The following is a 25,035-nucleotide window of genomic DNA, read 5'->3' on the forward strand; positions in this document are numbered from 1 at the left end:
ATGGTTGCGAAGCGGCTCGCGCGAGGAACTCACGCGCATGCGCCGGTCAACGGTTTCGTCATGACGACGGCGCTCGGCGTATGTCGTACATGTTGCGCAAGCGCGTTCGCAACGACGGCGAGTACGGCTTCGCGCGCTGTGTCGATGAAGAAATGTCCGCCGTCGAACTCGTGCACCGCGCATGCGCCGCGCGTCTGTTGCGCCCATGCGCCGACGTCTTCGGCGTTGGACGTGGCGGGGTCGTCGCGGCCAACGAATACGTCGATGGGACAGTCGAGCGCGGCTGATGCGCAGGCCTCTGCGACGACGCGCCCGGCGAGCCGCGCCGGATGCGCGCCGCACAAGTGAAAGTCGGCGCGCAGCAGCGGCAGCATGAAGTCGATGAAATCGGCGTCGTCGAGCAGTTCGGCGGGCGTGCCGCCACGCTCGCGCAGGCAGTCGATCATTTCGCTTCGCGAACAGGTGAGCCAGTGTGTTTCGTGCTTGCGCCGCGCCGGCGATACGGTGGCCGATGCGCCGAACCAGACGGGAGCACGCGCGCCGCGTTGCCGCAGCGCATGCATCAGTTCGAGTCCGACGAGCGCGCCCATGCTGTGGCCGAACAACGCGAACGGCGCGCCGCCGGCCACGAGCGCGAGCAGTTCATCCGCGAGTTGCGCGATGAGCGCGGGCCATTTGGTATGCGGCGGCGCCGAACGGCGCATGCCGTGGCCGGGCAATTCGAGCGTGCGCACCTGCACGAACGGTGGCAGCCGACGCTGCCAGTCCCGATACAGCGCCACGCTGCCGCCGGCGTGCGCGAGGCACACCAGGTTTAGCGCGCTCGGCGCGTGCGTTGGACGATTCGGCGTGGTCATCGACTGGATGCCCGCGGCTCACGCATTGGTGACGCCTTGCGCCGCGCTGTCGGCCAGCGCCTCGCGCAAGCTCAGCGGACGCATATCCGTCCATACCTCGTCGATCCATTGCAGGCATTCGTCCTTCTTGCCCGACTTCCCCGCCTCGCGCCAGCCGGCAGGAATGGCCTTGTAGTCCGGCCAGATCGAATACTGTTCTTCATGATTTACAACGACAACGAAATTGCTGTTTTCGTCACCCCAGCTCATTGCGCCTCCGAGTGGAAATTGTCTGCGTCTGGTTGATGGATGAAGGCACTTCAGCCGCCTTTTTGCCGCTCCGCTTTGCGCAAGCGCCACCGATTCGCCACCGGTTCGCGTTGATTCACGCGTCATTCAACACGCATGCCAATTCGGATCTTTTGTGCCTGCCGCAATCGAAAACGAAGCTTAAGACAAAATCTTTCGTCAGACAAGCAAATAAGAATCATTTGCATTATCGCGGGTTTGTCGTCATGATTTCGCTGATCGAAACTCGGAGCCGACCGTTATGGATACCTCGCAGATCCGCCCCAGCGGCGACGCCGCTTCACCATCGCAGCAAGCTTTCTTCGACACCTTGCTCTCGCGCCAGTCGTACTGGCCGCTGACCGAACCGGGCCCGAACGATACCGAACTGGATCTGATCTTCGATGCCGCGATGCGAGCCCCGGATCATGGCGCGCTGCGTCCGTGGCGCTTCGCGCTGATACGCGACGACGCGCGCGCCGAGTTCGGCGATGTGCTCGTCGATGTGGCGGCACGCCGCGAGCCCGGCAAACCCCGCGCGGAGCACGAGCATCGTCGGCAACTCGCATATACGGCGCCGCTCGTGATCGTTATTGCCGCGGCGCCCTCGGCGCACTCGCACATTCCGGAAACGGAGCAGTTGCTTTCGGCCGGCGCGGCCGCGATGAACATGCTCAACGCTATCCATGCGCTCGGCTATGGAGGCTTCTGGGCAACGGGCGCCGATGCTTACGACGCGAACTTGCAGGCCGCGCTCGACTTCGAACCGTCGGAGCGCGTGCTGGGCTTTCTGTTCGTCGGCAAGCCGAAGTCTCGCGAGCACTCGGCGGTGCGGCCGCCGCACTCCCGCTACGTTCGCGAGTGGCTTGGACGCATGTCAGTCTGAACGCCTATACGATTTTTTGTCGGCTCAGAAGGTCGCAAACAAACCTTGAGCGATCGCTCAGGTTTCACTCCAGGCCCGCAAAAGATTGTGATAGCAACCGACGAGACTGCGGCGCGCAATGTCGTCGGCCTGAGTGGCATTCAGGCGTTGAATCGCCGTGTCCATATCGAACAGCAACGCGCGCTGCGTATCGCTGCGCACGAGGCTCTGCACCCAGAAAAAGCTCGCGACGCGCACTCCGCGCGTCACCGGCGTGACCTGATGCAGGCTCGTGGCCGGATAGACGATCATGTCGCCGGCCGGCAATTTCACTTGCTGCACACCGTAGGTATCCTCGATCACCAGTTCGCCGCCGTCGTATTCATCGGGTGAGGAAATGAAGAGCGTGGCCGACACGTCGGTGCGCAGCTTCACGCCGTTGGGCAGCACTCGCACCGCACCGTCGACGTGGCTGCCGAACTGCATGCCGCCTTCATAACGGTTAAAGAGCGGCGGGTACACCTGGTTCGGCAGCACCGCGCTGATGAATAGCGGATTGCGCTCGATCGACGCGACGATCACGTCGCCAAGTTCGCGCGCCACCGGCGAGTGCTCGGCGATCTGCTGATTGCGCTTGACCGGCGCGCCCTGGTAGCCCGCCGTCGCGCGGCCGTCGACCCACGCGTCGCCCGCCGTGTCGAGCCGCTCGCGCAGAAAGCGCAATTGCCCGGCATCCAGCACATTCGGTATATGCAGCAGCATCTTGAGTGTCCTGTATGCGGGCTTGCCCGTGCGGCGGCGCAAGCCCGCGGTTTCAATCGAGCCGGGTCAGAACCGGTAGTCGAACGTCGCCAGTAACGTGCGCCCGATGCCCGGCACCGAACGGCCGCCATCCGATGGAATCAGTGCGTCGTAGTATTGCTTGTTGGTCAGGTTCAGCAGATTCAGCCTGACGTCGAATTTCTTCGCATGATAAGCGGCGGTCGCATCCCAGCGCGTATAGCCGGGAACCCGCACGTAGTTCGTGTTCGACGCATAACGCGGCGACATATAAATCGGCCCGCCGCCGATCTCCCAATGCGGCGTCAATGCATACGTGGTCCAGAACGTCAGCGTATTGCGCGGCGTGTTCGCCGGGACATGACCTTGATTGCCGTCGCGCGCCTTGAGAATGATCGCGTCCATGTACGTATAGCCGCCGAACACTTGCCACTTGTCGGTGAGGTGCCCCGTGACGCCCGCCTGGAATCCGTCGACGCGCACATTGCCGTCGAGCTCGTATTCGGTCGGCGAGACCTGGGTGCGCGCGTTGGTCTTTTCCTCGCGGAAGAACGCGGAGGTCACCGAGATATTGCCGCCGAGCAGATCCCATTTCGCACCGACTTCATATGACCGGGTCGACTCGGGCGCGAGGTTCTGCGTCAGATTGGTCACCGTCAGCGCCTCGAGCGACGGATTGAACGACGTGCCATACGACACGTAATACGACTGCCAGTCGGTCGGCTGATAAATCGCGCCGGCGCGCACGCTGGTGAAGAAATTGGTTTGCGTCGCGTAGCCCGGCAAGCTGACCGTGTTGTGAATCTGCGCCTGAAAGCGATCCCAACGCAGCCCGCCGATCAGCTTCCAGTCGTGGCCGATAGAAACGGTGTCGTTGAGATAGGCGCCGATCTCGTTCGATCCCGAGTCGGCGTGGTTGGCGGTGATCGTGGTCACGCCGGCGGGCGACGACAGATACGCCGGATTCACCATCGACACGACCGGCAAATTGTTGCGCGTATACGCCTGGTTCGAATAGCTGTCGTGGCCGAGTTCGAAGCCGGCGATCAGATCGTGTTTGAGCGGGCCGGTGTCGAACTTGTATTCGAGCATCGTGTCGTTGTACACCGAGCGGTTCTGGATCACGCGATCATGGCTCTGCAACTTGATGAACAGTTGCGACGGCGACAACGTCGTGTAATTGCCCTTGCTCAGCGCGGGGCTGGTGGCGAGCGGACCGGTCAACACCGCTTGCGGCGCGGTTTCGCGCGCGTCGGTCGTCGAATGCGAGAACTGCGTCTGGTTACTCAGCGTGAGACTGTCCGAGAACTTGTGCTTGATGCCGGCGGTGAATATCTGCACGTCCTGAACGGTGCGGTCGGTGGTCAGGCCGTAGAAGGTGTTTTTAGGCATCGGCGCCGGATGGCCGTTCAACGCCTGCACGCCGTAGTCGGGCATGTCGCGGTTATGCTGGATCAGCGCGGACAGCGTGATTTCGGTCGGCGTGCCGATGCCGAAACGCACTTGCGGCGCGATGCCATAATCCTTGTTCTTCATCACGTCGCGCGTCGAACCCAGGCTTTGACCGAATGCGTTGACGCGAATCGCCGCGGTGTCCGTCAGCTTGTGATTCACGTCGACGGTCGTGCGATAGCGGTCGTCGGTGCCGATCATGGCCGACACTTCCGCCGAGTCCTTGAGATTCGCCTTCTTGCTCACCTGATTGATCACGCCGCCGGTCGAACCGCGGCCGAACAGCATCGACGACGGACCGTACAGCACTTCGAGTTGTTCGAGATCGAACGTATCGCGGTAGTACTGGTTGCGATCGCGAAAGCCGTCCAGGTAGATGTCGTTCTGCGCGGTAAAGCCTCGCAGATTGACGTTGTTGCCGATCTGCCCGCCTTCGGCCGCGCCGATGGTCACGCCCGGCGCATTGCGCAGCGCATCCTGGAACGAGGTGGCGCCCTGCGATTGCAGCACGGCTTTGTTGATCACGGTGACGGTTTGCGGAATATCGCGCAAGGCCGTCGGCGTCTTCGCGCCCACGGTCGAGCGTTCCGCCTGGAAATCCTGTTGTTCGGCCTGGGCCGCGACGCCGATGGCCGGCAGCGTCGTAGTGTCAGCCGCCTTGGTGGACGGCGACGATTGCACGGGAGTTGATGAAGCGGTCTGTGCGAGTACAGGCGAGGCGAACGGAACGGCAAAAGCTAGCGCTAACGCAGTCGCGAGCGGCGTGTGGTTGAACATTGGAAATCCCGTCAGATGTGTGCTTGCCAGATCCGCATGAAAAGCACGGTATCGATGACAAGTCGGCAGTTTGGCTGGCTGCCGGTCTTCCACAAAGTTGAGGACGACGGGATGGCTGGCTGGTGTCTAAATGAGAGCCGCTATCATTCCATACGCATAACGGCGCATCAATTGCGCGTTGCGTTACTGGCCGTAATAAATTTGTTTCTGAATATTACCGATGAAGGGCAAACGTAAACAACTCGCGCCTCGGTCAAGGATTAGGTGAACGCACGTCATGCGCCAAGGCGCCCTTCGCAAATAATGGCCGCAATAATCGGATGATTATCAAACGAGGCGCAAGGTCCCGCATCCAGTCGTTAGTTCGGGCAACGCAATGAAACGTGAGCGAGTCGATACGACTGATCGAGCCTTTCGGCGCGAGACAGACGCCACATCGCAGGTGCGTTCAAGCGCTCCGCTCAAGCTTTCTAAAAGCCGACACAGTGCGAGCGCACGGCCTCGGCAATCGGCGAGAAATCACGGCACGCGAACCTTTTTACAACACATCGGCTTTCATCAGACAAGCCAACGACCGGCAAGGCACTTCCCCGCTCAACCAGGATTGCTTTCGCAGTCCGTCCATAACCGCAGCGGATCGCGATGAAGCGGATAGTGCGAGTCGAGCCATGCGGAGAGCCTCGCCCAGTCCGGATGATGGGTGCCGGTCTGCGCCGACCACTGCGACGACCGTTCGAGAATCTGCCCAGTCTCGCGGTCGCGAACAAGCAAACTGCCGAGCCCGCTCGAACTGTTCTCCTGCGATTCCACCCGATACCGCGGCAAGATCCTGAGTTCGGCGTCTTCCGCCCAACCATGGACGCCGCGAACGATACCGGCCGGATCGCGCAACTCCACGGGTCCGCTTTTCGGACGAACGGCGGACCAACCCTCGGGGAAATCCGCAACGACCTCATTGCTGGTTTCCCTAAGCCATTTCACCCGCCATACGCGCGCCATCACGTCGCGCACATGAGACACCGACTTATAGCCAGGGGGCAACTCGATCGCCATGGGCAGCGTGATGAGATTGTCTTTCCAGAGTGAGGCCTCGTCACGATCGGTGCGAGCGGCCCGCTGCAAGGTTTCATGTCCGAACGGGTTATCAGGGCGGCTCGCCCGATTGACGCCGCTCTGTTGCAAGCCGGGGAACAGACCGTCCGCATCCCGACGAGTCCGTTTTGGTTTCCCTGTTTTCATTGACCTCTCCGCTGAAAGGCGCTCTCACGAACGCCTGATCGCTATGACTCGCTATATGACTTGTAAACGGGAAGCCGAGGCGCGCGGCGTGAGCATGGCCGCGTCGACGTCTTCTGTCGTGCTCGGCGCGGTCCTTCCGCATTGCCGTGCCCGAACCACAACCCGGTGTTTTGCAGCGCAAACGTATCGACACGGCCCCCCAGCCAGGTGCTTACCACCAGCAATGCCTCCGCATTCCTTGGCGGGCGCAACTCAACTGTCCTGCTGGCGAAGTAGCGTTGCGTCAGATCGTGCGCCGAGATACGACGTGAATCGCGGGTCCCTATCTGCGCGGAGGCGCCAGTCCTCGTCCGGCGACAGCAACGCGAGGCCGATCCGGTCTTCCAGCACATGCGGCGGCGGATCGGCCTCGACATGCAGCGCGCGCCACAACGCGACGCGCGCTGCCGTGCTGTCCGGCGCCACATCTCGCTTGTCGTGCATCACGTTCAATCCTGTGTTGGTGTTCGCCTTCGCTTCGAGTCGACGCATCGCGCCGTGCCGCGCCATGCGGAAAAGAATGAGGATGTCGCGCCTCGCGAGCGACTGACGAAGGGATGTTCCACACAGCATCCGCATGTGGAAACGCGGTGAGCAGAAAGAATATCACCTGCCCGAACCCGGCGCCGGACTGCATCCGTCTCAGGTCCGCCGACAGCGCTCGAGCGGATCTCCATGCGCGAGGCCGATCGACACGCAAGTGTCGCTATCCGACGGTCTGCTTTTTCGCCACCACCAATGCAATGCCGCCGAGGACGGCGGCCGACCCGACCAGCAAGCGCGGCGTCAAGGGTTCCCCGAGCAATGCGATACCGCCCATCGCCGCGATGACCGGTACGCTCAATTGCACGGTGGCCGCGGTAGCCGCTTTCAATTCCCGCAAGGCGGTGTACCAGACGACATAGCCGACGCCGGAGGTCACTGCCCCGGAAAGGATCGCGTACATCAGTCCGGATTGTTCGAACGAGGTGTGCGCAAGCGTGAGCATACTCACCGCCGCCGCGAACGGCACGGCGCGCAGGAAGTTCCCGGCGGTCGTGGTTGTCGGATCGCAGGACCGTCTGCCGCGCAGCGAATAAACGCCCCACGCGACGCCCGCGCCCAGCATCAACAGGGACGAACCCAGAGGCGGCGCCGAGATGCCCGGCAGAACGAGCCCGATGAGACCGCCAAGCGCCAACACCAGCCCGGCCCACTGCGGCACGCGCAGGTGCTCTCCCGTCCAAAGGCCGTAGCCGATCATCGTCGCCTGCACGGCGCCGAACAGCAGCAACGCGCCGGTGCCGGCCGGCAGGCCGAGGTATGCGAACGAAAATCCGCCTGCATAGACAAAAAGCGCAAATGCCGAATACCAGTTGCCTGCGATGCCGCGCGACGCACCACGTATTCGCAGGATCAACCAGAGCGTGAGCGCGGCGGATACCACCCGCGCCAACGTGAACGTCGCCGCATCGATCCCGGCGCCTTTCAGCGCCAGGCGGCACAGCAACGAGTTCCCCGCAAACGCGATCATGGCGAGCGTCGTGAGCGCGGCGATTCGTGTACGCGGCATGGACCGCTTCACTGTCAACAGGCTGTCAATAGGTCTTGTAAGGCAGGAATTTGCCGGACAGCAGCACCTTCACGCGATCGCCCTTCGGATCGGCTTCGCGCTGGATGTCCATCGAGAAATCGATCGCGCTCATGATGCCGTCGCCGAATTCCTCGTGGATCAATTCCTTGATCGTCGTGCCGTAGACGTTGACGATTTCATACCACCGGTAGATGAGCGGATCGGTCGGCACGGCGGTCGGCAACGCGCCCTTGTACGGCACGATCTGCAGCCACGCCACCGCCTCGTCGGGCAAACCGAAGATCTCGCCGGCGATCTCCGCTTGCTGCTTCGTGAACGTCATCTGCCCGAGACACGCGGCCGTCGTCCATTCCTTGCTCGCGCCGATGCGCTCCGCGATCCCGCTCCATTTGAGACCTCGCGCGACTTTCGTCGAAACGATCATCTGCGTCACTTCACTGCGGCTGGAAATCATGGCGTGCTCCTGTTGAACATATCGGGCGGTTGTCTTCATTGCCGGCACGGTCGTGCCGATTACCTCGTCTGTCGTCACGCTTCGGGCGCATCTGCGTCGATTCGAGTATGACACCCTGCAATCACGATATCAGCGGCAAGGTCACACTAACCTGCAATCCCCCGCATTCCCGGTTGCGAAGCGCGATATCGCCGCCATGAGCGCGGATGACGGCGCGCGCCGATGTCAGTCCCAGGCCCATCCCTCCGGTGCTGCGGTTTCGCGATTGCTCGAGGCGGAAGAACGGCGCGAATACCTGCTCGAGCGCGTGAGGCGGAATGCCGGCGCCTCGATCGCTGATCTCGACCACGATTTCCGTCGCGGAATGGTTCAGTTGCAGCTCCGCCCTATGGCCGTATTTCAGCGCATTGTCGACGAGGTTCATGCACGCCCGCCGCAGTGAGAACGGCCGCCCGTTGAACGCGAGGCGATCGGGGCCGGCATACGAGACGGGCTGCCCCTGGTCGCCATAATCGTCGGTGATGGTGCGCAGAAGTCCCGCGAAATCGAAAACCGTGGTCTCCTCGTCCTTGTAGTCGTCCCTGAAAAAGGACAGGGCCGAGTCCGCCATCGCCTGCAAGTCGTCGACGTCGCGAAAGAGGCGCGCCCGTTGCTCGTCGTCCTCGATGAACTCGCCGCGAAGCCGGATCTTCGTGAGCGGCGTGCGCAGATCATGCGACATGGCGGCGAGCATCACCGTTCGGTCCTCGACGAATTTGCGCACTTGCGCCTGCAATGCGTTGAACGCCGCGATCGCCGCGCGCAGTTCTCCCGGCCCGGTTTCGCGGACGGGACCGGCGCGCGGATCGCCGCCGATGCGGCGCAGTTCGTCCGCGAACTGCCGGATCGGCTTCGAGAGAAAGTAAGTCGCAAGCACCGACGCCGCGAGAATCGACAACCCGACACATCCCAGTGCCACGGCGATCTGGCGGGGTTGCAGCAACCCCCAGTCACGCTGTGTGGCGATGAAGACAACCCAGCTTTCGTCGCGCAGTTCAACGGCAAGAAAATAGGCGCGGGAATGTTGACCGCGATCAAACCGGATGCCGGCGGAGAGCGGATCGTCCGAGCTGAAAAATACGCGAGGACGCTGGCGACCCTCGATCAGAAACCACCTGGACAGATCGGAATCCGCATCGGGCGGTTGCGCCACGGCCAGGCTGCGAGCGACCGTCGAGTTGGCCGCATACCATTCGGCCCGGTTGGACTCGATTTGCACCGCGCGGGCCAGTCGCGGGCGATCGATCGCCGACGCCGCATCGATCATGCGGACCGTGTCGTCGGCCCGGTCGAGCAACGCGGTCTCTCGGGCCGTCGGACCGGCAAGCTGGCTAAAGAGCACGGCGAGCCCGAGCACGCCGATGATGGCCGCGCCGACCGTGAGCGCAATCCGCCACGCGATGGTGTCCGGCGGACGCAACCGGATGCTCATCCGCGTCGAACCGCTGGCGTGAACATATAGCCGCCGCCCCGAACCGTACGAATGACGGAAGGCGTTTCGGCGTCGGCGTCGAGTTTTCGGCGCAGACGGCCGACCTGCACGTCGATGCTCCGGTCATAGACCTCGTGCGACGACCCGCGCGTGAGGTCGAGCAGTTGATCGCGCGTCAGCACCCGCTGAGCGTGCTCGGCAAACACGAGCAGCAGATCGAATTCGCTGCTGGAAAGAATGATCAGTGTGTTGTCCGCCGAGCGCAGTTCGCGCCGGGCGATATCCAGACGCCACCCGCCAAACGACAGTACCGGTCTGGTGTGGGTGCCCACCACCGCGGCCCCGGTTTGCGTCGTCCTGCGCAGCACGGCCTTGACTCGCGCGAGCAGTTCCCTTGCATCGAATGGCTTGACCAGGTAATCGTCGGCGCCCATCTCGAGACCCACTACCCGATCGACGTGATCCGCCACCGCCGTGAGCATGATGACCGGCACTTTCGAGGTTGCGCGTATCCGCCGGCACAGGCTGAAGCCGTCCTCGCCCGGCAGCATGACATCCAGAATGACGATATCGACGTGCTGGACATCGAGTGCCGCGAACAGGCTGTGTCCGTCGGTCGCGATGCTCACCTCGTGGCCATGCTTGCGCAAAAAGCCGGTCAGCAAGGACCGGATGTCCTCCTCGTCGTCAACCACCAGTACGTGCGGCATATCAGTCATTCCCAAATGCTAACCGGAGCGGCCCGACGATTGATGTCAGCCGTTCATCCCCAGTATTTCAGGGGCGACACATTGTATCGGCGCCGTAAAAAACCGCACATCATGCCGTTGAATCTCCTGCGTAATCTCGGGCTCCCCGACTGGAGGTTCCTGAATGGCAATTTCATCGAAAACGGCGCGGCGTGAAGGCGCCGCATTGGCGCATGCCGCGAGAAAAAATCGTCGCCGCGAATACCGGGCGCTGCTGGCCGCCGCCTCGCTTATGCTGGGTTCCGGCAGCGTCCGGGCGCAGAACGCGACCAATCCCGACGATTCCGGCTTCACCGTCCTGAGCAATGCCACCAACGTCACCCACTGGGGACTGGGCGCCGGCGTCGGTATCGAACCCTCGCCGTACAAGGGCGACAGCGCGAGGATCACGCCGATTCCGCTTTTCTACGTCGATAACAAATGGATCAGCGCGTTCGCCACGACGCTCGATCTGAAAGTCGGGCAATGGAACGGCGTCACCTTGGCCCTGCGTGGCAAAGTGGGCATTCTGGAGGGCTACAAGGGCTCCGACGCGCCGATCCTCAACGGCATGGAGAACCGGAAGAGCGTCACCTTCTGGTACGGCCCGGCACTCGGGTGGCAGAGCGGATTCGGCACGCTGACCGCCAGTTACCTCGTCGGCGGAAACAAAGGGCAGCAGGCCGCCGTCGACTTTAGAAAAGCCTTCGAATTCGGCAAATGGACCGTCGAACCGCATGTCGACACGAGGTGGCTGAGCGACAAATACGTCGACTACTACTATGGCGTGACGCAGTCGGAGGCGCGTGCGGGACGGCCGGCTTACGACGGGACATCCACGCTGAACACCACCATCGGGACGCGGGTCGCTTACCGGCTCACGCAGCAGCAGTCCGTCAGCCTCGATCTGCAGGTCACCCATCTCGGCGGCGGCATTTCCGATAGCCCGCTCGTCGGCAAGCGTTTCATTCCCGCGGCCCGGCTGGGCTACATGTATCAATTCAAGTAAAGCCGGTCATGTCGCGTGGTCCGGCGCTTGGGCCGCCGGAGCACGCTCGTTATCGACTCAAACCCGCTCAGACTCGCTCAAACCCGGCCAAACGCAGCCGCTTGCCTTTAGCGGCCTCGCGCCTGGCTTCGCATTTCACAGGAGCAGCTCGATGCTGTTTGGTCCGTCTCGCACAACACAGCGTTGCCACGCCACCTTCGACGAGAGCGCGGAAAGCGACCGCATGGACAGCCGGCATGTCGCTCGCGGGGGCTTGCGGCCCAACGAAGTCCCTGGCTCGGGTTTGGCGGGCAGCGTCCTCTCCGGCTGGAAAGCGTGGACGTCGAACCTGGGCCAAACAGATGCGCTGTGGAGCAACGATCTGGCCGAGAGCATGAATCTCCTGGAAGCGCTTCAACAGAATCGGCAGCTTCGCAAGAAGCTCGATGAAACACGGCAGGAAGTCGAGGTGCTGGTCGAGGCGCTGGAATACGCGAGAAGCATTGCCCCCTGCCAAAAGCTCAGGTCAGCCTTACCGGAATAGCTGGCGACACACCAAAAATACATTACAAAAACCAAACTAAAATTCAACGCCATTAATACGATAATTACATCTCTCCGACATTCACCCTGCATTGAGATTGTGTAAGTCAATTGCGCTGCGATTAATCCGGATATTCGCCTGTTCGATTCAATGCAAGCGCTTGACAGTCGGCGTACACTCGCTCGAAGCCAATGCCACAGGCATACGGCTCGCATAGCCGCCCGCGGTTGAACGGGTATCTGGGGGACTCTGGAGAACAATCAATGAGTTGGACACGGGAACAAAGAAACGTCACGATCGCCGCCTATCTCGGCTGGACACTCGACGCATTCGATTTCTTTCTCATGGTGTTCGTATTGAAAGATATCGCGGCGGAATTCAATACGAATATCCCGGCGGTCGCGTTCGGCATCATGCTGACCTTGATGATGCGTCCGGTCGGCGCATTGATCTTCGGCTGGCTCGCCGACAAGTATGGCCGTCGCCCCACGCTGATGGTCAACATCGCGTGCTTCTCGCTGCTGGAATTGCTGTCCGGCTTCTCGCCGAATCTCATCACCCTGCTGGTGCTGCGCGCGCTGTTCGGTATCGCGATGGGCGGCGAATGGGGCGTGGGCGGCGCACTGACCATGGAGACCGTGCCGCCGAAGTCGCGCGGCGCCGTCTCCGGCCTGTTGCAAGCCGGTTATCCGAGCGGCTATCTGCTCGCGTCGGTCGTGTTCGGCGTTTTCTATCAATACATCGGCTGGCGCGGCATGTTCTTCGTCGGCGTGCTGCCCGCGCTGCTCGTGCTGTACGTGCGCGCGCACGTGCCGGAGTCGCCGGCCTTCCAGACGCTCGAAAAGCGGGCGCGTCCGGGCCTCGTCGCCACGCTCAAGCGCAATGTCGGGCTGTCGCTCTATGCGATCGTCCTCATGACCGCGTTCAACTTCTTCTCGCACGGCTCGCAGGACCTGTATCCGACCTTCCTGCGCGTGCAGCATCAGTTCGACGCGCATACCGTCTCGTGGATCACGATCACGCTGAACGTCGGCGCGATTATCGGCGGACTGTTCTTCGGTTTCGCGTCGGAGAGAATCGGCCGCAAGCGCGCGATCCTCATCGCCGCGCTGATCGCGCTGCCGGTGCTGCCGCTGTGGGCTTTCTCGAGCACGCCGGTTCTGCTCGCGGCAGGCGCCTTTCTCATGCAGATTTCGGTGCAAGGCGCATGGGGTGTCATTCCGGTGCACCTGAATGAAATCTCGCCCGACGAAATTCGCGCGACGTTCCCAGGCCTCGTGTATCAACTCGGCAATCTGATCGCCTCGGTCAACGGCCCGCTGCAAGCCAGCGCCGCCGAAGCGCACGGCAACAACTACGCGCTCGTGATGGCGGTGGTGATCGGCATCGTGGCGCTGGTGATCGCCGCGCTGATTCCGTTCAGCCGCGAGCGCCGCGGCATCGACATGACGCAGTCGGCACGACAGGTCGCGGCACGCGTCACCTGAAACAGTCCGCCTGGGAGAAGCAAGCCCCGCGAGGCCGTTCCGATTACGATCGGAACGGCCTTTTCATTTCCGCGCGCTCCGACGCGCCGCGCGTCACGACAAGACCGGCCTTCGTCGGGTCCTCTAGAGGAGTTAGTCCACGGACGGCCTTGATCGCCATCGTCATCCTTCTTATCCTCAAAAAAACGCCTGTTTCAAATTCGCACTTGAATCGCTTGTTCGCGGGCCGCACGGCCGGCAACCAGGAGACGCCCATGGCAGTTCGCACGACAGGCCGGCATGCCGGCGACACGAAGTCCCGCATCCTCGACGCCGCCGAAACGCTCTTCATCGAATGCGGTTATGAGGCGATGTCGCTGCGTCAGATCACTTCGCGTGCCGAAGTCAATCTCGCGGCGGTCAACTATCACTTCGGCAGCAAGGAATCGCTGATTCACGCGATGCTGTCGCGCCGGCTCGACCGGCTCAACCAGGAGCGGCTCAAGCTGCTCGACCGCTTCGACCAGATGCTCGGCGCGCGGCTCACCTGCGAGCACGTGCTCGGCGCGATGTTCATTCCGGCGCTGCGGCTCTCACGCGATCCGCGCGCCGGCGGCAAGGCGTTTCTACGGCTGCTGGGGCGCGCTTATACCGATCCGTCGGCGTTCATCCGCGACTTTCTGAAGGCGCACTACGAGTCGGTGGCCGTGCGCTTTTTCGATGCGTTCCAGCGCGCGCTGCCGCATCTGCCGCGCGAGGAACTCGGCTGGCGTCTGCACTTCGCGATCGGCGCGCTCTCCGGCGTGCTGGCGGGCGCCGATACCGACGACCTGATTGCCGAGTTCTCGCAGGGCAAGTCGATGAACGACCTGCAACTGATCGCGCGCCTCGCCTCGCTGATGGTCGCCGCGCTGAAGGCGCCGTTGCCGGACAGCACGCAACTGGCCGCATTCGCGGCGGTGCTGGGCGACGCCACCGAAAGCGGCCTGACGGATACAGGCGAATGCCCGAGTGCGGGTGCGGCGGGTGCGGGTGCGGATGCGGATGCGGATGCGGATGCGGATGCGGATGCTGGTGCTGGTGCTGGTGCTGGTGCTGGTGCTGGTGCTGGTGCTGGTGCTGGTGCTGGTGCTGGTGCTGGTGCAGCCGCTGCGGCTGCGGCGGCAGACGCGCAGCAGGCGCAAGGCGGTAAGCGACCGCCACCTGCTTCCATGCCGGAAACCGAGCGCGCTGGCGGCAATCTCCCGGCGAACTCGTTTCATCATGCGTCGCAAGGGGCGGCTTAGCGAGGAAGCGGCACGGAGAATGCGGGCGATATACCTTAAGGAACCGGCCGGTCCACAGCCGAACGCCGTGAGCGCCGTCTACCCGCGCCGCACATCCAGGTCCCGCATCTCAGCGACGTCACGCTGCCGAACTGGTGATTGGACGCGAAGCGCAAGCAGGCGCGACCCGAAGCCGCGAGCAGGCCGCCCGGCAAAGTCGTCGCCCAGGCGTCCAGGCGAAGCAACCGAACCGAACCGTCAGCTTTAAAAAAACAACATGACGGCGAACGCATCCGCGCCCGTCGATGCGTTCGCACGCAGCGAAAAGATCCAGCGAAAAGGGAGGAAACGTCATGCCGTGGTTCATCCTGGTGCTCGTCATTGCGGCGCTCGCGCTCGTCTACGTTCAGGCGCGCGCGTCATGGTGGCTCGCCTGCATGCTCGTCTGGGTAGCGGCCGCGCAGGTCAGCGGAGCCGCGGGTCCGGCCGCGACGGTCTTGCTTGCCGTTCTGTTCGTCCTCCCCGCCCTCCTGCTGACCATCAAACCGCTGCGCCGCGCGTGGCTCGCGAAGCCGCTGCTCGAGCTCTTCCGCAAGATCCTGCCGCAGATGTCGCCGACCGAGCGCGACGCGATCGAAGCCGGCACCGTCTGGTGGGACGCCGAACTGTTCTCGGGGCGCCCGCATTGGGACACGCTGCTCGGCTACGGCCCGGCCACGCTTACCGCCGAGGAGCAAGCGTTTCTCGACGTCGAATGCGAGCATTTGTGCGACCTCGCAAACGACTGGGAAACCACGATGGTGTGGCAGGACCTCTCGCCGCAAAGCTGGCAATACATCAAGGAGCGCGGCTTTCTCGGCATGATCATTCCGAGGCAGTACGGCGGCAAGCAGTTCTCCGCCTACGCGCATTCGCAGGTCATCATGAAGCTCGCCACGCGCTGCTCGGCCGCCGCCGTCTCGGTGATGGTGCCGAACTCGCTCGGCCCCGCCGAACTGCTGATGCACTACGGCACCGAAGCACAAAAGAACCACTACCTGCCGCGCCTCGCGCGCGGCGAGGACATCCCCTGCTTCGCGTTGACGAGCCCCTACGCGGGCTCGGACGCCGCGGCGATTCCCGACGTGGGCATCGTCTGCAAGGGCGCCTTCGAAGGCCGCGAAACGCTAGGTTTTCGCGTGACGTGGGACAAGCGCTATATCACGCTCGGCCCGATCGCGACCGTGCTCGGCCTCGCATTTCGCGCGCTCGATCCCGACCATCTGCTCGGCGCCGATGACGAACCCGGCATCACCTGCGCGCTGATTCCGACCCGCCACCCCGGCGTCAATATCGGCCGCCGTCACTGGCCGCTGAACGCGGTGTTCCAGAACGGCCCGAACTCGGGCAAGGACGTCTTCATTCCCATCGACTGGGTGATCGGCGGACGCGCGCAGGTCGGCAACGGCTGGCGCATGCTGATGGAATGTCTCGCGGCGGGCCGGGCGATTTCGCTGCCGTCGTCGAACGTGGGCATGGCGAAGATCGCCGTGCGCGGCACCGGCGCCTACGCCGCGATGCGCCGCCAGTTCCGCACCGCCGTCGGCAAGTTCGAGGGCGTGCAGGAAGCGCTCGGCCGCATGGGCGGCAATCTGTACGTGATGGATGCCGCGCGCCGCCTGTCCGCGCAGGCGGTGGACCTCGGCGAGAAGCCCTCGGTGATTTCGGCGATCGCCAAGTATCACATCACCGAACGCGCGCGCACGGTCATCAACGACGGCATGGATGTGGTCGCCGGCAAGGGCGTTTGCATGGGGCCGTCGAACTTTCTCGCGCGCGCCTATCAGCAGGTGCCGATCTCGATCACCGTCGAAGGCGCGAACATTCTGACGCGCTGCCTGATCATCTTCGGCCAGGGGGCGATTCGCTGCCATCCGTATGTGCTGAAGGAAATGGCCGCGACGCGCGAAACCGATCGCGCCCGCGCGCTGCGCGATTTCGACGCGGCGTTCTTCGGCCACGCGGGCTTCACGCTCTCCAACGTGGTGCGCGGTTTCGTCCACGGTGTGACGGGCGGCGCGTTCATCGCGAGGCCGCGCGCGGCGCACGGTCCGCTGCTGCCGTATTACCGCGCGGCGACCCGCCTCTCGACCGTGTTCGCGTTGCTCGCCGACGTCTCCATGTTCGTGCTCGGCGCCGATCTGAAACGGCGCGAACGTATTTCCGCGCGCCTCGGCGACGTGCTCTCGCAGCTCTACCTGATCTCGGCGACGCTCAAGCGTTTCGAGGACGAAGGCCGTCAGGAAGAAGATATGCCGCTGGTGCGCTGGGGCGTCGAGGATTCGCTGTACAAAGCGCAGCACGCGCTCGACGGCGTGCTCGCGAACTACCCGAACCGCTTCGCCGCCTGCCTCGTGCGCGCGCTGGCGTTTCCATTCGGCCTGCCGTACCGCGAGCCGTCCGACCGGCTCGGCAGCGACATCGCCGAATTGATGCAGACGCCCGGCGCGGCGCGCGAACGTCTCGTGGCCGATTCGTATGTACCGCGTCCCGATGTGGATGCGCTCGGCTACGGCGAGCTGGCGTTCCAGTTGAACCCGCGCTTCATGCGGATCGAGCAGAAGCTGCGTGAAGCGGTCAAGCAAGGGCTGCTCGAACCGATGCCGCAGAGCTTCGCGCAACTGCCCGGGTGGACCGCGTCCGCCGAGCAGAAAGGCTTGCTCGACGCCGACGAGCGCCGCGTGCTCGACGACTATGCGCGCTACGGCGCGGAAGTCGTGAAGGTCGATGATTTCGCGGCCGACTTCGACATGCTCGCCGGTCTGCAACAACGCAAGGAGGCGCTCGACAAGGCGTTGGAAGCCGCAGCCTGACAAGGTTGCGAGCGTCTTGACGAGCGCCTGCAAAAAACATCCCGGCGAGGCACCCCGGATGCGTCCAACTCAGTGCACACTGACACACGTCCGACGCCCGCAAGGGGCACTTCCCGCGGCGCGCTGTCAGCGGAGCAACGACCGATATGAACGACTCTTATCTGAACTTCGTCAACTCGCCGCTCGGCGCGCGCCTCGCGCGCTCGCTCGGCTTGCCGAAGCCCGAGGTGCTGCGCCGCCATCGCGCGGACGAGCCCGAGTTCGGCGGCGTGGCGGCGATCGGCGCGGGACGTGAACCGCAGTTGCTCGATGCGCTCGCGAATCTGGTGGCGAGCATCGGCGTGACGAGCGTCGCGCATGAAAGCGCCGGGCTGTGGGTGCCGCTCGCGACTCACCACGGCTTGATGACGGGCCGTTTCGAACCGGCGGATTCCGGCTCGCCCGGCAGGCTCGCCGCACTGCTGTTCGATGCAAGCGGCATCAACGACAGCAGCCAGCTCGAACCGCTGCACGGATTCTTCCACGACACCTTGCGCTCGCTCGGCAAGTGCGGGCGCATCGTCGTGTTGGGGCGTCCGCCGGAAAGCTGCGCGAGCCCGCGCCAATGGACCGCGCAGCGCGCGCTCGAAGGTTTCACGCGTTCGCTCGGCAAGGAAGCGCGGCGCGGCATCACCGCGAATCTCGTCTATGTCGAGCACGGCGCGGAAAGCGGCGTTGAAACCTCGCTGCGATTCTTTCTGTCGCCGCGTTCCGCGTATGTGTCGGGCCAGGTCGTGCGCATCGGCAGCGCTGCTGGCACGGGCCCGCAAGCCGCCGCACCCGCGTTCGACTGGAAAGCGCCGCTCGCGGGCCGGCGCGCGCTCGTGACGGGCGCCGCGCGCGGCATCGGCGCGTCGATTGCGAGCGTGCTGGCCGCCGAGGGCGCGCATGTGATCGGCATCGACATTCCCGCCGCGCGCGACGCGCTCGATCTGACCATGCGTCAGTTGAACGGCACGGCCCTCGCCTTCGACATCGCAGCGCCCGAAGCGCCCGCGCAAATCGCGGCGGCGCTCGACGAACAGGGTGTGGATATCGTCGTGCACAACGCCGGCATCACCCGCGACAAAACCATCGCGAAGATGACCGCCTCGGTGTGGCAAAGCGTGATCGACATCAACCTGTGCGCGCAGGAACGGATCGACGACGCGCTGCTCGCCGCCGGCATCGTGCGAGACGGCGGGCGCATCATCGGCGTGTCGTCGATCAGCGGCATCGCGGGCAATCTCGGGCAAACCAATTACGCGACCTCGAAGGCCGGCGTGATCGGCCGCGTCCAAGGCATGGCGCCGCATCTTCGCGCGCGCGGCATCACGATCAATGCGGTCGCGCCGGGCTTCATCGAAACGCAGATGACCGCCAGGATGCCGTTCACGCTGCGCGAGGCCGGCCGCCGCATGAACGCGATGAGCCAGGGCGGCCAGCCGGTCGACGTCGCGCAAACCATCGCATGGCTCGCGCATCCGGGCTCGGCGGGCATCACCGGCCAGGTCGTGCGCGTGTGCGGACAAAGCCTGATTGGAGCGTGACCATGCGTGAGCCGGGTGATCCGTTCGGGGGCGGTCTTACCGTGAGCGCGGCGCGCCCGAAAACCGTGGTCGTCGAGCCCTTGCCCGCGCCGGCCAAGCTCTATGCGCGCGCGTTGAGCGGCATCGTCAAGCGCGCTCGCGCCACGCAACTGCCGGCGCTGCGCCTCGTGCGCCCCGCCGTCGCGCTCGATCCCGGGCCGATCTGGCGTTATGCGCGCGTGTGCGGCTTCATCCCCGAGCACGGCGTGCCGCTCACCTATCCGCATCTGCTTGCGTTTCCGTTGCATCTGCTGATGCTGACCGACCCGGCGTTTCCCTGGCCCGCGCTCGGCCTCGTGCATCTGGCCAATCATGTGCGGCTGCGCCGGCCGCTCGCGTACAAGGACGTCTTGCGCGTCGAGGTGGAATTCGGCGCGCTGCTGCGGCACGACAAGGGCCAGGCGTTCGTGCTGCATACGCGCATGTATCGCCGCGGCGAAGCGGTGTGGGACGGCGACAGCGTCTATCTGAAACGCGGCGTGCCGCCGACCGGCAATCCGCTCGATCCGCTCGAACTCGGCCCCGCCGCGCTGGAACGCATCGCGCGCTGGCAACTCGCGCCGCAACTCGGCCGCGACTATGCGGGCGTGTCCGGCGACTACAACCCGATTCACCTCACCGCGCTATCCGCGAAGGCGTTCGGCTTTCCGCGCGCGATCGCGCACGGCATGTGGACGCTCGCGCGCGCGGCCTCCGCGCTGCAACCGCCGAAGCCGCTCGCCGAGGCCACGCTGAGCGCCGAATTCAAGGTGCCGATGCTGCTGCCGGGCGAAGCGTCGCTGTGGAGCGCGTCGCCCTCGCTGATCGAACGCGACATCGAGGTGCGGGATATCGCCGGAGACAAACCGCATTTGCGCGGCCGCATGCAGTGGCGGCTGCAATGAGGCACGCAGGCGTGCGCGGGATTTCATCCATGCATGGAATTCGCGCCGCCGCGAATCGTTGTTGAATCAGGACGCCTTGAACCGATCGCAGTTCGCATCATTGAATCACCCGGGCACGACCCAAAGGAGCCGAGCATGTCCAACCCGCTGCCAGCCGTGCGCCGCGTCGCCATCGTGGGGGCCAACCGGATTCCGTTCGCCCGCTCGAACACCGCTTACGCGAGCGCGTCGAATCAGGACATGCTGACCTTCACGCTGCAAGGCCTGGTCGACCGCTACGACCTGCATGGCGAACGTCTGGGCGAAGTCGCGGCGGGCGCGGTCATCAAGCATTCGCGCGACTTCAATCTGACGCGCGAGTCCGTGCTGTCCACCACGCTCGCGAAGGAAACGCCCGCCTACGACGTGCAGCAAGCCTGCGGCACGGGACTCGAAGCGGCGATTCTGGTCGCCAACAAGATCGCGCTCGGGCAGATCGACGCGGGCATCGCGGGCGGTGTCGACACGACCTCCGATGCGCCGATCGCCGTCAACGAACGGATGCGCCAGATCCTGCTCGAAGCGAATCGCGGCAAGAGCGCCGGGCAGCGCATCGGCGCGCTGGCGAAGCTGCGTCCCGGCATGTTTTTCAAGCCGCTGCTGCCGCGCAACGGCGAGCCGCGCACCCGGCTTTCGATGGGCGAGCATTGCGAACTGATGGCCAAACGCTGGAACATCTCGCGCGAAGCCCAGGACGTGCTCGCTTACGAGAGCCACCGCAAGCTCGGCGACGCGTATGCGCGCGGCTTCGTCAACGATCTGATGACGCCGTACCGGGGCCTCGCGCGCGACAACAACCTGCGCCCTGACCTGACGCTCGAAAAACTCAGCGGCCTGAAGCCGGCATTCGACCGCGACGCCGGCACGCTCACCGCGGGCAATTCCACGCCGCTCACCGACGGCGCCTCGGCCGTGCTGCTCGCGAGCGATGAATGGGCCGCGCAACACGGCTTGCCGGTGCTCGCCTATCTGAGCTGGTCGGAGACCGCCGCGGTCGACTATTTCGACAAGCAGGAAGGGCTGCTGATGGCGCCCGCCTACGCGGTGCCGCGCATGCTGGCGCGCGCCGGGCTCGGCTTGCAGGACTTCGATCTGTACGAAATCCACGAAGCGTTCGCGGCGCAGGTGTTGTGCACGCTCGCGGCGTGGCAGGATGATGAATATTGCCGCACGCAGCTCGGTTTGCCGGGTCCGCTCGGCGCGATCGACCGGACGAAACTGAACGTGAACGGCGGTTCGCTCGCCACGGGTCATCCGTTTGCCGCGACGGGCGGGCGCATCGTCGCCGGCCTCGCGAAAATGCTCGCGCAACTCGACAAGCCGGCCGGCGCCGCGCGCGGGCTGATCTCGATCTGCGCGGCGGGCGGCCAGGGTGTGGTGGCGATTCTCGAACGCTGAGCGTCGCTCCGTTTCAACGTTGTTTTAGCACTTGTTTCACCGCATGTTTTCGCTTCGAACGCTATCGCCAGATTTGCCTTGATTGCTTCAATGACTGGCCGCGAGACCAGCACACGAATAGACGAAGCCACCGCTTCAGGAGACGACCGATGACCCAGCCCAACCCAGCCCCGCCCTCGACGCCGACCGAGTCCGCGTCATCGGCCAACGCGGCGAGCGAGGTTCCCGCTCAGGCGCCGAATCCGGCGTCGGCCAACGCGCCCGCCCAGGCGCCCAACACCGACGGCATCTGGTACGCGTCCTACCCCGCCGACGTGCCGCACGAAATCGACGTCACGCAATACGAATCGCTCGTGCAGTTCTTCGACGAATGCATCGCGAAGTTCCGCGAGCGCGTGGCGTATGTGAGCGTGGGCGCGAGCCTGACCTACGGCGAACTCGGCCGCAAGGCGACCGCGTTCGCCGCGTATCTGCAAAGTATCGGCGTGAAGCCGGGCGAGCGCGTCGCGATCATGCTGCCGAATACGTTCCAGTATCCGGTGTCGCTGTTCGGCGTGTTGAAGGCCGGCGCGGTGGTGGTGAACGTGAATCCGCTCTACACGGTGCGCGAGCTCGCGCATCAACTGAAGGACAGCGGCGCGCAAACCATCGTCGTGTTCGAGAACTTCGCGAAGGTGGTCGAGGAGGCGCTGCCGGGCACGAAGGTGCGGAACGTCATCGTGACGGGTCTCGGCGATCTGCTCGCCGACGGGCTGAATCTGAAGGGACGTCTGCTCAATTTCATGCTGCGTCACGTGAAAAAGATGGTGCCCGCGTATAACCTGCCGAAAGCGGTGCCGCTGCTCGAAGCGCTCGCGATCGGCTACTCGCGGCCCTTGACGCCCGTGCGCCCCACGCATGACGACATCGCCTTCCTGCAATACACCGGCGGCACGACCGGCGTCGCCAAGGGCGCGATGCTCACGCACAGGAACATCGTCGCCAATCTGCTGCAGGCGAAGGCGTGGGCCGAGGGGCAATTGAGCGGCGACGCGGAAACGGTGCTCACGCCGCTGCCGCTCTATCACATCTATTCGCTCACCGTGAACGCGCTGATTTTCATGGGACTCGGCGGGCGCAACATCCTGATCGCCAATCCGCGCGACATGAAGCGCGTGATGATGATCATCCGTCACGAGAAGTTCACCGGCATGACGGCGGTGAACACGCTCTACAACGCGTTCCTCGAAAACGAGGAGTTTCGCCAGCGCGATTTCTCCAACCTGAAGCTCGCGATGGCGGGCGGCATGGCGACGCAAAAGTCGGTGGCCGAGCGCTTCAAGGCGGTGACCGGCAAACCGATCATCGAAGGCTACGGGCTCACCGAATGCTCGCCGATCGTCTCGATGAATCCCGTCGACCTCATCCATCTGCGCGACTTCGAAGGTTCGATCGGCTTGCCCGCGCCCTCCACCCAGGTGCGCTTCAGGAAGGACGACGGCACGTGGGCGAACATCGGCGAAGCGGGCGAATTGTGCGTGAAGGGTCCGCAGGTGATGAAAGGCTACTGGAACCGCCCGGAAGAAACCGCGAGGACGATCGACAGCGACGGCTGGCTCGCCACCGGCGACATCGGCGTGATGGATTCGCGCGGCTACATTCGTCTGATCGACCGGAAGAAAGACATGATCCTGGTGTCGGGCTTCAACGTCTATCCGAACGAAATCGAAGACGTGATCGCGGCGCATCCCGACGTGCGCGAAGTCGCGGCGATCGGCGTGCCCGACGCGGCGCAAGGCGAGCGGGTGAAGGTGTTCATCGTCAAACGCAACCCGTCGTTGACCGAGGAACAGGTGATCGCCCATTGCCGCAAGAATCTGACGGGCTACAAGATACCGAAGCAGGTGGAGTTCCGCGATGAGTTGCCGCAAACCAACGTCGGCAAGATTCTGCGCCGCGCGCTGCGAGACGAGGAACTCGCGAAGCAAAAACCTGCCTGACAGGTAAGGCGCTGCTTGCACGAGCTTCATGCACATTGGCGCTCTATTCGTGGAGAGAGACTCGTGAAGCACAGTATGTCCGTGAGCTTGCGCCGATTGAGCAACATGCGTTCATGGCGGCCGTTGCTTGCCGGCTTGTCGCGGCAATGTTTGCTCGGCGCGCTGGGGGCCTGCCTCGCGGTGTTGGCCATGCCGCCGGCCCTCGCGCAAAACGACGACACGCCGCCCCCGCTGGAAACCGCGAGCGCCGTCAAGGCGCCGGCCACGCCGGCTTCGCAGGTCGGCAAGCTCACGCTGGATCAGCAGGTCAAATGGCTGCGCGCCGCGCAACAAAGCGGCGCGCTCGCAGCGCTTGACGACGCGCAACTGGTCGCGCTGTTCCAGTCGCTCGATCCGCTCGCGTTGCCGCGCTACATCAAGGCGGGGCCGAACGGCTATGCGTCCTACGAGTTCACGATGTCGCGCTCGGAACGCATTCGCGGTCAATGGCCCGATAAGCCCGATCACATGCTCGTGCGCCTCGCGCGCGACCCGCTGCGAATCTACGCGAAGTGGCTGCCCGACGGCACGCACGCGGGCCAGGAGATCATCTACGACGAGTCCAAACGCGCCGACGAAATGTATGGGCACCTCGGCGGCATGCTGAACGTCATGCCGCTGTGGACCTCGCTGAACGGCGCCCTCGCCCGTTCGCAATCGAATCATCACGTGCGCGATCTCGGCACCGAGTACATCGCCAGGCAGTACCTTGCCGAGGGCAAGAAATACATCGAGGCCGGCTTGCCGCGCTCGGTTCAGGTGGAAGTCAAAACGATCGAAGGCGTGCGCGTGGTGGCCTTCACGTTCGAAACGCCGATCGGCCAGCCGCGCTTCTACGCGAAGAAAGAGACGCTCGGGCTCGATCTGCGGCATCCGTATTTCCGCAGCGTCGAGTCTTACGACAACGACGGCAAGATCTTCGAACGAATCGTTTTCGAAACCATCACGCCGAAGACTTTCGACGACTCGACCTTCGATCCGAAGAACAAGGCGTACAAGTTCTAGCGGATCGCGCGCGGGGCCAGCACGAATGCGATGTGGGGTGCTTGCGCGTCGCCTGCCCGATGGTCTACCCGGTGGTCCACATCACGCCCCGCGCTCTGTTCATGGCTGTGCGCCACCATCTGGCCCGCGCGCACGGCGAGTTCCTTGAGCACGAAGTAATCCGACGCGCGCGTGAGGCCGATCAGCGATGCGGGCGCCGGCGCGAGCGTGCGGCTGAGAAGCGGCGCCAGCGTCGTGTACCAGAGCGCGCCGATGTCGTCGCCGGTGTCGAACGCGGGCAGCTTCATGCGCGCGACGTACCCGGCGAACGCGGGGCCGCACGCCAGCGTCGAATCGACCACCGCCAGCGTGTTGCCGCGCGCGGCCGCCTGCGCGAGCCACGGCCATGCGCCGCCCGCCGTGGTGGACAGCCATGCGCCTGTCAATACGAACGTGCGTCGGTCCATTGTTCGATCCGCTTGCCGTTT

The 25,035-nt window shown here is 64.1% G+C and carries 21 protein-coding genes and 1 pseudogene; 11 read left to right on the plus strand and 11 right to left on the minus strand.

What is annotated here, in order from left to right:
* Positions 1-29 precede the first annotated feature (29 nt).
* Positions 30-857, minus strand: coding sequence for a thioesterase II family protein (locus CUJ90_RS10855; protein ID WP_114162679.1), 828 nt, complete (start codon positions 855-857; stop codon positions 30-32).
* Between the two features lie 18 nt (positions 858-875).
* Entirely contained in the window at positions 876-1,106 is a 231-nt protein-coding gene (locus CUJ90_RS10860) for an MbtH family protein (RefSeq protein WP_073429904.1), read from the minus strand.
* Positions 1,107-1,386: 280 nt separating this feature from the next.
* Here CUJ90_RS10860 and CUJ90_RS10865 point away from each other — a divergent pair, with 280 nt between their 5' ends.
* On the plus strand, positions 1,387-2,010 hold the full coding sequence (locus CUJ90_RS10865) for a nitroreductase family protein (RefSeq protein WP_114162680.1): 624 nt from the start codon (positions 1,387-1,389) through the stop codon (positions 2,008-2,010).
* A gap of 57 nt (positions 2,011-2,067) precedes the next feature.
* On the opposite strand, the gene CUJ90_RS10870 is transcribed toward CUJ90_RS10865, so the two are convergent.
* The 8 genes and pseudogenes from CUJ90_RS10870 to CUJ90_RS10910 form a co-directional block, all read right to left on the minus strand.
* On the minus strand, positions 2,068-2,751 hold the full coding sequence (locus CUJ90_RS10870; RefSeq protein ID WP_073429902.1) for a Fe2+-dependent dioxygenase: 684 nt from the start codon (positions 2,749-2,751) through the stop codon (positions 2,068-2,070).
* Positions 2,752-2,817: 66 nt separating this feature from the next.
* Positions 2,818-4,998: a TonB-dependent receptor gene (locus CUJ90_RS10875; RefSeq protein ID WP_114162681.1), complete on the minus strand. Its 2,181-nt coding sequence runs from the start codon at positions 4,996-4,998 to the stop codon at positions 2,818-2,820.
* A 594-nt stretch (positions 4,999-5,592) separates the two neighbouring features.
* Entirely contained in the window at positions 5,593-6,237 is a 645-nt protein-coding gene (locus CUJ90_RS10885) for a hypothetical protein (RefSeq protein WP_114162682.1), read from the minus strand.
* A 306-nt stretch (positions 6,238-6,543) separates the two neighbouring features.
* Positions 6,544-6,720, minus strand: a pseudogene (locus tag CUJ90_RS10890) (SAM-dependent methyltransferase); the annotation flags it as partial.
* Between the two features lie 262 nt (positions 6,721-6,982).
* Positions 6,983-7,828 carry a DMT family transporter gene (locus CUJ90_RS10895; RefSeq protein WP_114162683.1) on the minus strand — a complete coding sequence of 282 codons (846 nt, stop codon included), beginning with the start codon at positions 7,826-7,828 and terminating at the stop codon, positions 6,983-6,985.
* Positions 7,829-7,853: 25 nt separating this feature from the next.
* Positions 7,854-8,303 carry a cyanase gene (gene cynS, locus CUJ90_RS10900; protein ID WP_114162684.1) on the minus strand — a complete coding sequence of 150 codons (450 nt, stop codon included), beginning with the start codon at positions 8,301-8,303 and terminating at the stop codon, positions 7,854-7,856.
* 121 nt (positions 8,304-8,424) lie between these two features.
* Positions 8,425-9,774, minus strand: coding sequence for a sensor histidine kinase (locus CUJ90_RS10905; protein ID WP_114162685.1), 1,350 nt, complete (start codon positions 9,772-9,774; stop codon positions 8,425-8,427).
* Entirely contained in the window at positions 9,771-10,493 is a 723-nt protein-coding gene (locus CUJ90_RS10910) for a response regulator (protein ID WP_114162686.1), read from the minus strand. Before CUJ90_RS10910 ends, CUJ90_RS10905 begins: the two co-directional genes overlap by 4 nt.
* Before the next feature lie 154 nt (positions 10,494-10,647).
* Here CUJ90_RS10910 and CUJ90_RS10915 point away from each other — a divergent pair, with 154 nt between their 5' ends.
* The 10 genes from CUJ90_RS10915 (at position 10,648) to CUJ90_RS10960 (ending at position 24,568) form a co-directional block, all read left to right on the plus strand.
* Entirely contained in the window at positions 10,648-11,511 is an 864-nt protein-coding gene (locus tag CUJ90_RS10915) for a MipA/OmpV family protein (RefSeq protein WP_244219907.1), read from the plus strand.
* A gap of 151 nt (positions 11,512-11,662) precedes the next feature.
* Entirely contained in the window at positions 11,663-12,034 is a 372-nt protein-coding gene (locus CUJ90_RS10920; RefSeq protein WP_114162687.1) for a hypothetical protein, read from the plus strand.
* 263 nt (positions 12,035-12,297) lie between these two features.
* A complete protein-coding gene (locus tag CUJ90_RS10925) occupies positions 12,298-13,521 on the plus strand; it encodes an MFS transporter (RefSeq protein ID WP_114162688.1) in 1,224 nt (407 codons plus the stop codon).
* Positions 13,522-13,775: 254 nt separating this feature from the next.
* The gene (locus CUJ90_RS10930; protein WP_244219908.1) at positions 13,776-14,786 is read left to right on the plus strand and encodes a TetR/AcrR family transcriptional regulator; all 1,011 of its coding nucleotides are present in this window, start codon (positions 13,776-13,778) and stop codon (positions 14,784-14,786) included.
* Positions 14,787-15,118: 332 nt separating this feature from the next.
* Complete coding sequence (locus CUJ90_RS10935) at positions 15,119-17,617, plus strand: acyl-CoA dehydrogenase (protein ID WP_114162689.1); 2,499 nt, start codon at positions 15,119-15,121, stop codon at positions 17,615-17,617.
* A 146-nt stretch (positions 17,618-17,763) separates the two neighbouring features.
* A complete protein-coding gene (locus CUJ90_RS10940; RefSeq protein WP_114162690.1) occupies positions 17,764-19,185 on the plus strand; it encodes a 3-oxoacyl-ACP reductase in 1,422 nt (473 codons plus the stop codon).
* A gap of 2 nt (positions 19,186-19,187) precedes the next feature.
* Positions 19,188-20,108: a MaoC/PaaZ C-terminal domain-containing protein gene (locus CUJ90_RS10945; RefSeq protein ID WP_114162691.1), complete on the plus strand. Its 921-nt coding sequence runs from the start codon at positions 19,188-19,190 to the stop codon at positions 20,106-20,108.
* A 135-nt stretch (positions 20,109-20,243) separates the two neighbouring features.
* A complete protein-coding gene (locus CUJ90_RS10950) occupies positions 20,244-21,545 on the plus strand; it encodes an acetyl-CoA C-acetyltransferase (protein ID WP_073429890.1) in 1,302 nt (433 codons plus the stop codon).
* 149 nt (positions 21,546-21,694) lie between these two features.
* Positions 21,695-23,524, plus strand: a complete 1,830-nt coding sequence (locus CUJ90_RS10955; RefSeq protein WP_114162692.1) for an AMP-binding protein — start codon at positions 21,695-21,697, stop codon at positions 23,522-23,524.
* A 105-nt stretch (positions 23,525-23,629) separates the two neighbouring features.
* Complete coding sequence (locus CUJ90_RS10960) at positions 23,630-24,568, plus strand: DUF1571 domain-containing protein (protein ID WP_114162693.1); 939 nt, start codon at positions 23,630-23,632, stop codon at positions 24,566-24,568.
* Here the strand turns inward: CUJ90_RS10960 and CUJ90_RS10965 are convergent.
* Positions 24,565-25,014: a hypothetical protein gene (locus CUJ90_RS10965; RefSeq protein WP_114162694.1), complete on the minus strand. Its 450-nt coding sequence runs from the start codon at positions 25,012-25,014 to the stop codon at positions 24,565-24,567. The two genes, CUJ90_RS10960 and CUJ90_RS10965, sit on opposite strands and share 4 nt — an antisense overlap.
* Positions 25,015-25,035 lie beyond the last annotated feature (21 nt).

Origin of the sequence: Paraburkholderia terricola (assembly GCF_003330825.1) — a bacterium.
GTDB lineage: Bacteria > Pseudomonadota > Gammaproteobacteria > Burkholderiales > Burkholderiaceae > Paraburkholderia > Paraburkholderia terricola.

What these genes read in the sequence shown, in the direction of transcription:
- CUJ90_RS10875 (WP_114162681.1), bottom strand. Translation starts at nt 4,998, where the DNA reads ATGTTCAACCACACGCCGCTCGCGACTGCGTTAGCGCTAGCTTTTGCC.
- CUJ90_RS10855 (WP_114162679.1), bottom strand. Translation starts at nt 857, where the DNA reads ATGACCACGCCGAATCGTCCAACGCACGCGCCGAGCGCGCTAAACCTG.
- CUJ90_RS10965 (WP_114162694.1), bottom strand. Translation starts at nt 25,014, where the DNA reads ATGGACCGACGCACGTTCGTATTGACAGGCGCATGGCTGTCCACCACG.
- CUJ90_RS10920 (WP_114162687.1), top strand. Translation starts at nt 11,663, where the DNA reads ATGCTGTTTGGTCCGTCTCGCACAACACAGCGTTGCCACGCCACCTTC.
- cynS (WP_114162684.1), bottom strand. Translation starts at nt 8,303, where the DNA reads ATGATTTCCAGCCGCAGTGAAGTGACGCAGATGATCGTTTCGACGAAA.
- CUJ90_RS10945 (WP_114162691.1), top strand. Translation starts at nt 19,188, where the DNA reads ATGCGTGAGCCGGGTGATCCGTTCGGGGGCGGTCTTACCGTGAGCGCG.
- CUJ90_RS10895 (WP_114162683.1), bottom strand. Translation starts at nt 7,828, where the DNA reads ATGCCGCGTACACGAATCGCCGCGCTCACGACGCTCGCCATGATCGCG.
- CUJ90_RS10865 (WP_114162680.1), top strand. Translation starts at nt 1,387, where the DNA reads ATGGATACCTCGCAGATCCGCCCCAGCGGCGACGCCGCTTCACCATCG.
- CUJ90_RS10930 (WP_244219908.1), top strand. Translation starts at nt 13,776, where the DNA reads ATGGCAGTTCGCACGACAGGCCGGCATGCCGGCGACACGAAGTCCCGC.
- CUJ90_RS10935 (WP_114162689.1), top strand. Translation starts at nt 15,119, where the DNA reads ATGCCGTGGTTCATCCTGGTGCTCGTCATTGCGGCGCTCGCGCTCGTC.
- CUJ90_RS10960 (WP_114162693.1), top strand. Translation starts at nt 23,630, where the DNA reads ATGCGTTCATGGCGGCCGTTGCTTGCCGGCTTGTCGCGGCAATGTTTG.
- CUJ90_RS10910 (WP_114162686.1), bottom strand. Translation starts at nt 10,493, where the DNA reads ATGACTGATATGCCGCACGTACTGGTGGTTGACGACGAGGAGGACATC.
- CUJ90_RS10925 (WP_114162688.1), top strand. Translation starts at nt 12,298, where the DNA reads ATGAGTTGGACACGGGAACAAAGAAACGTCACGATCGCCGCCTATCTC.
- CUJ90_RS10905 (WP_114162685.1), bottom strand. Translation starts at nt 9,774, where the DNA reads ATGAGCATCCGGTTGCGTCCGCCGGACACCATCGCGTGGCGGATTGCG.
- CUJ90_RS10870 (WP_073429902.1), bottom strand. Translation starts at nt 2,751, where the DNA reads ATGCTGCTGCATATACCGAATGTGCTGGATGCCGGGCAATTGCGCTTT.
- CUJ90_RS10915 (WP_244219907.1), top strand. Translation starts at nt 10,648, where the DNA reads ATGGCAATTTCATCGAAAACGGCGCGGCGTGAAGGCGCCGCATTGGCG.
- CUJ90_RS10860 (WP_073429904.1), bottom strand. Translation starts at nt 1,106, where the DNA reads ATGAGCTGGGGTGACGAAAACAGCAATTTCGTTGTCGTTGTAAATCAT.
- CUJ90_RS10950 (WP_073429890.1), top strand. Translation starts at nt 20,244, where the DNA reads ATGTCCAACCCGCTGCCAGCCGTGCGCCGCGTCGCCATCGTGGGGGCC.
- CUJ90_RS10940 (WP_114162690.1), top strand. Translation starts at nt 17,764, where the DNA reads ATGAACGACTCTTATCTGAACTTCGTCAACTCGCCGCTCGGCGCGCGC.
- CUJ90_RS10885 (WP_114162682.1), bottom strand. Translation starts at nt 6,237, where the DNA reads ATGAAAACAGGGAAACCAAAACGGACTCGTCGGGATGCGGACGGTCTG.
- CUJ90_RS10955 (WP_114162692.1), top strand. Translation starts at nt 21,695, where the DNA reads ATGACCCAGCCCAACCCAGCCCCGCCCTCGACGCCGACCGAGTCCGCG.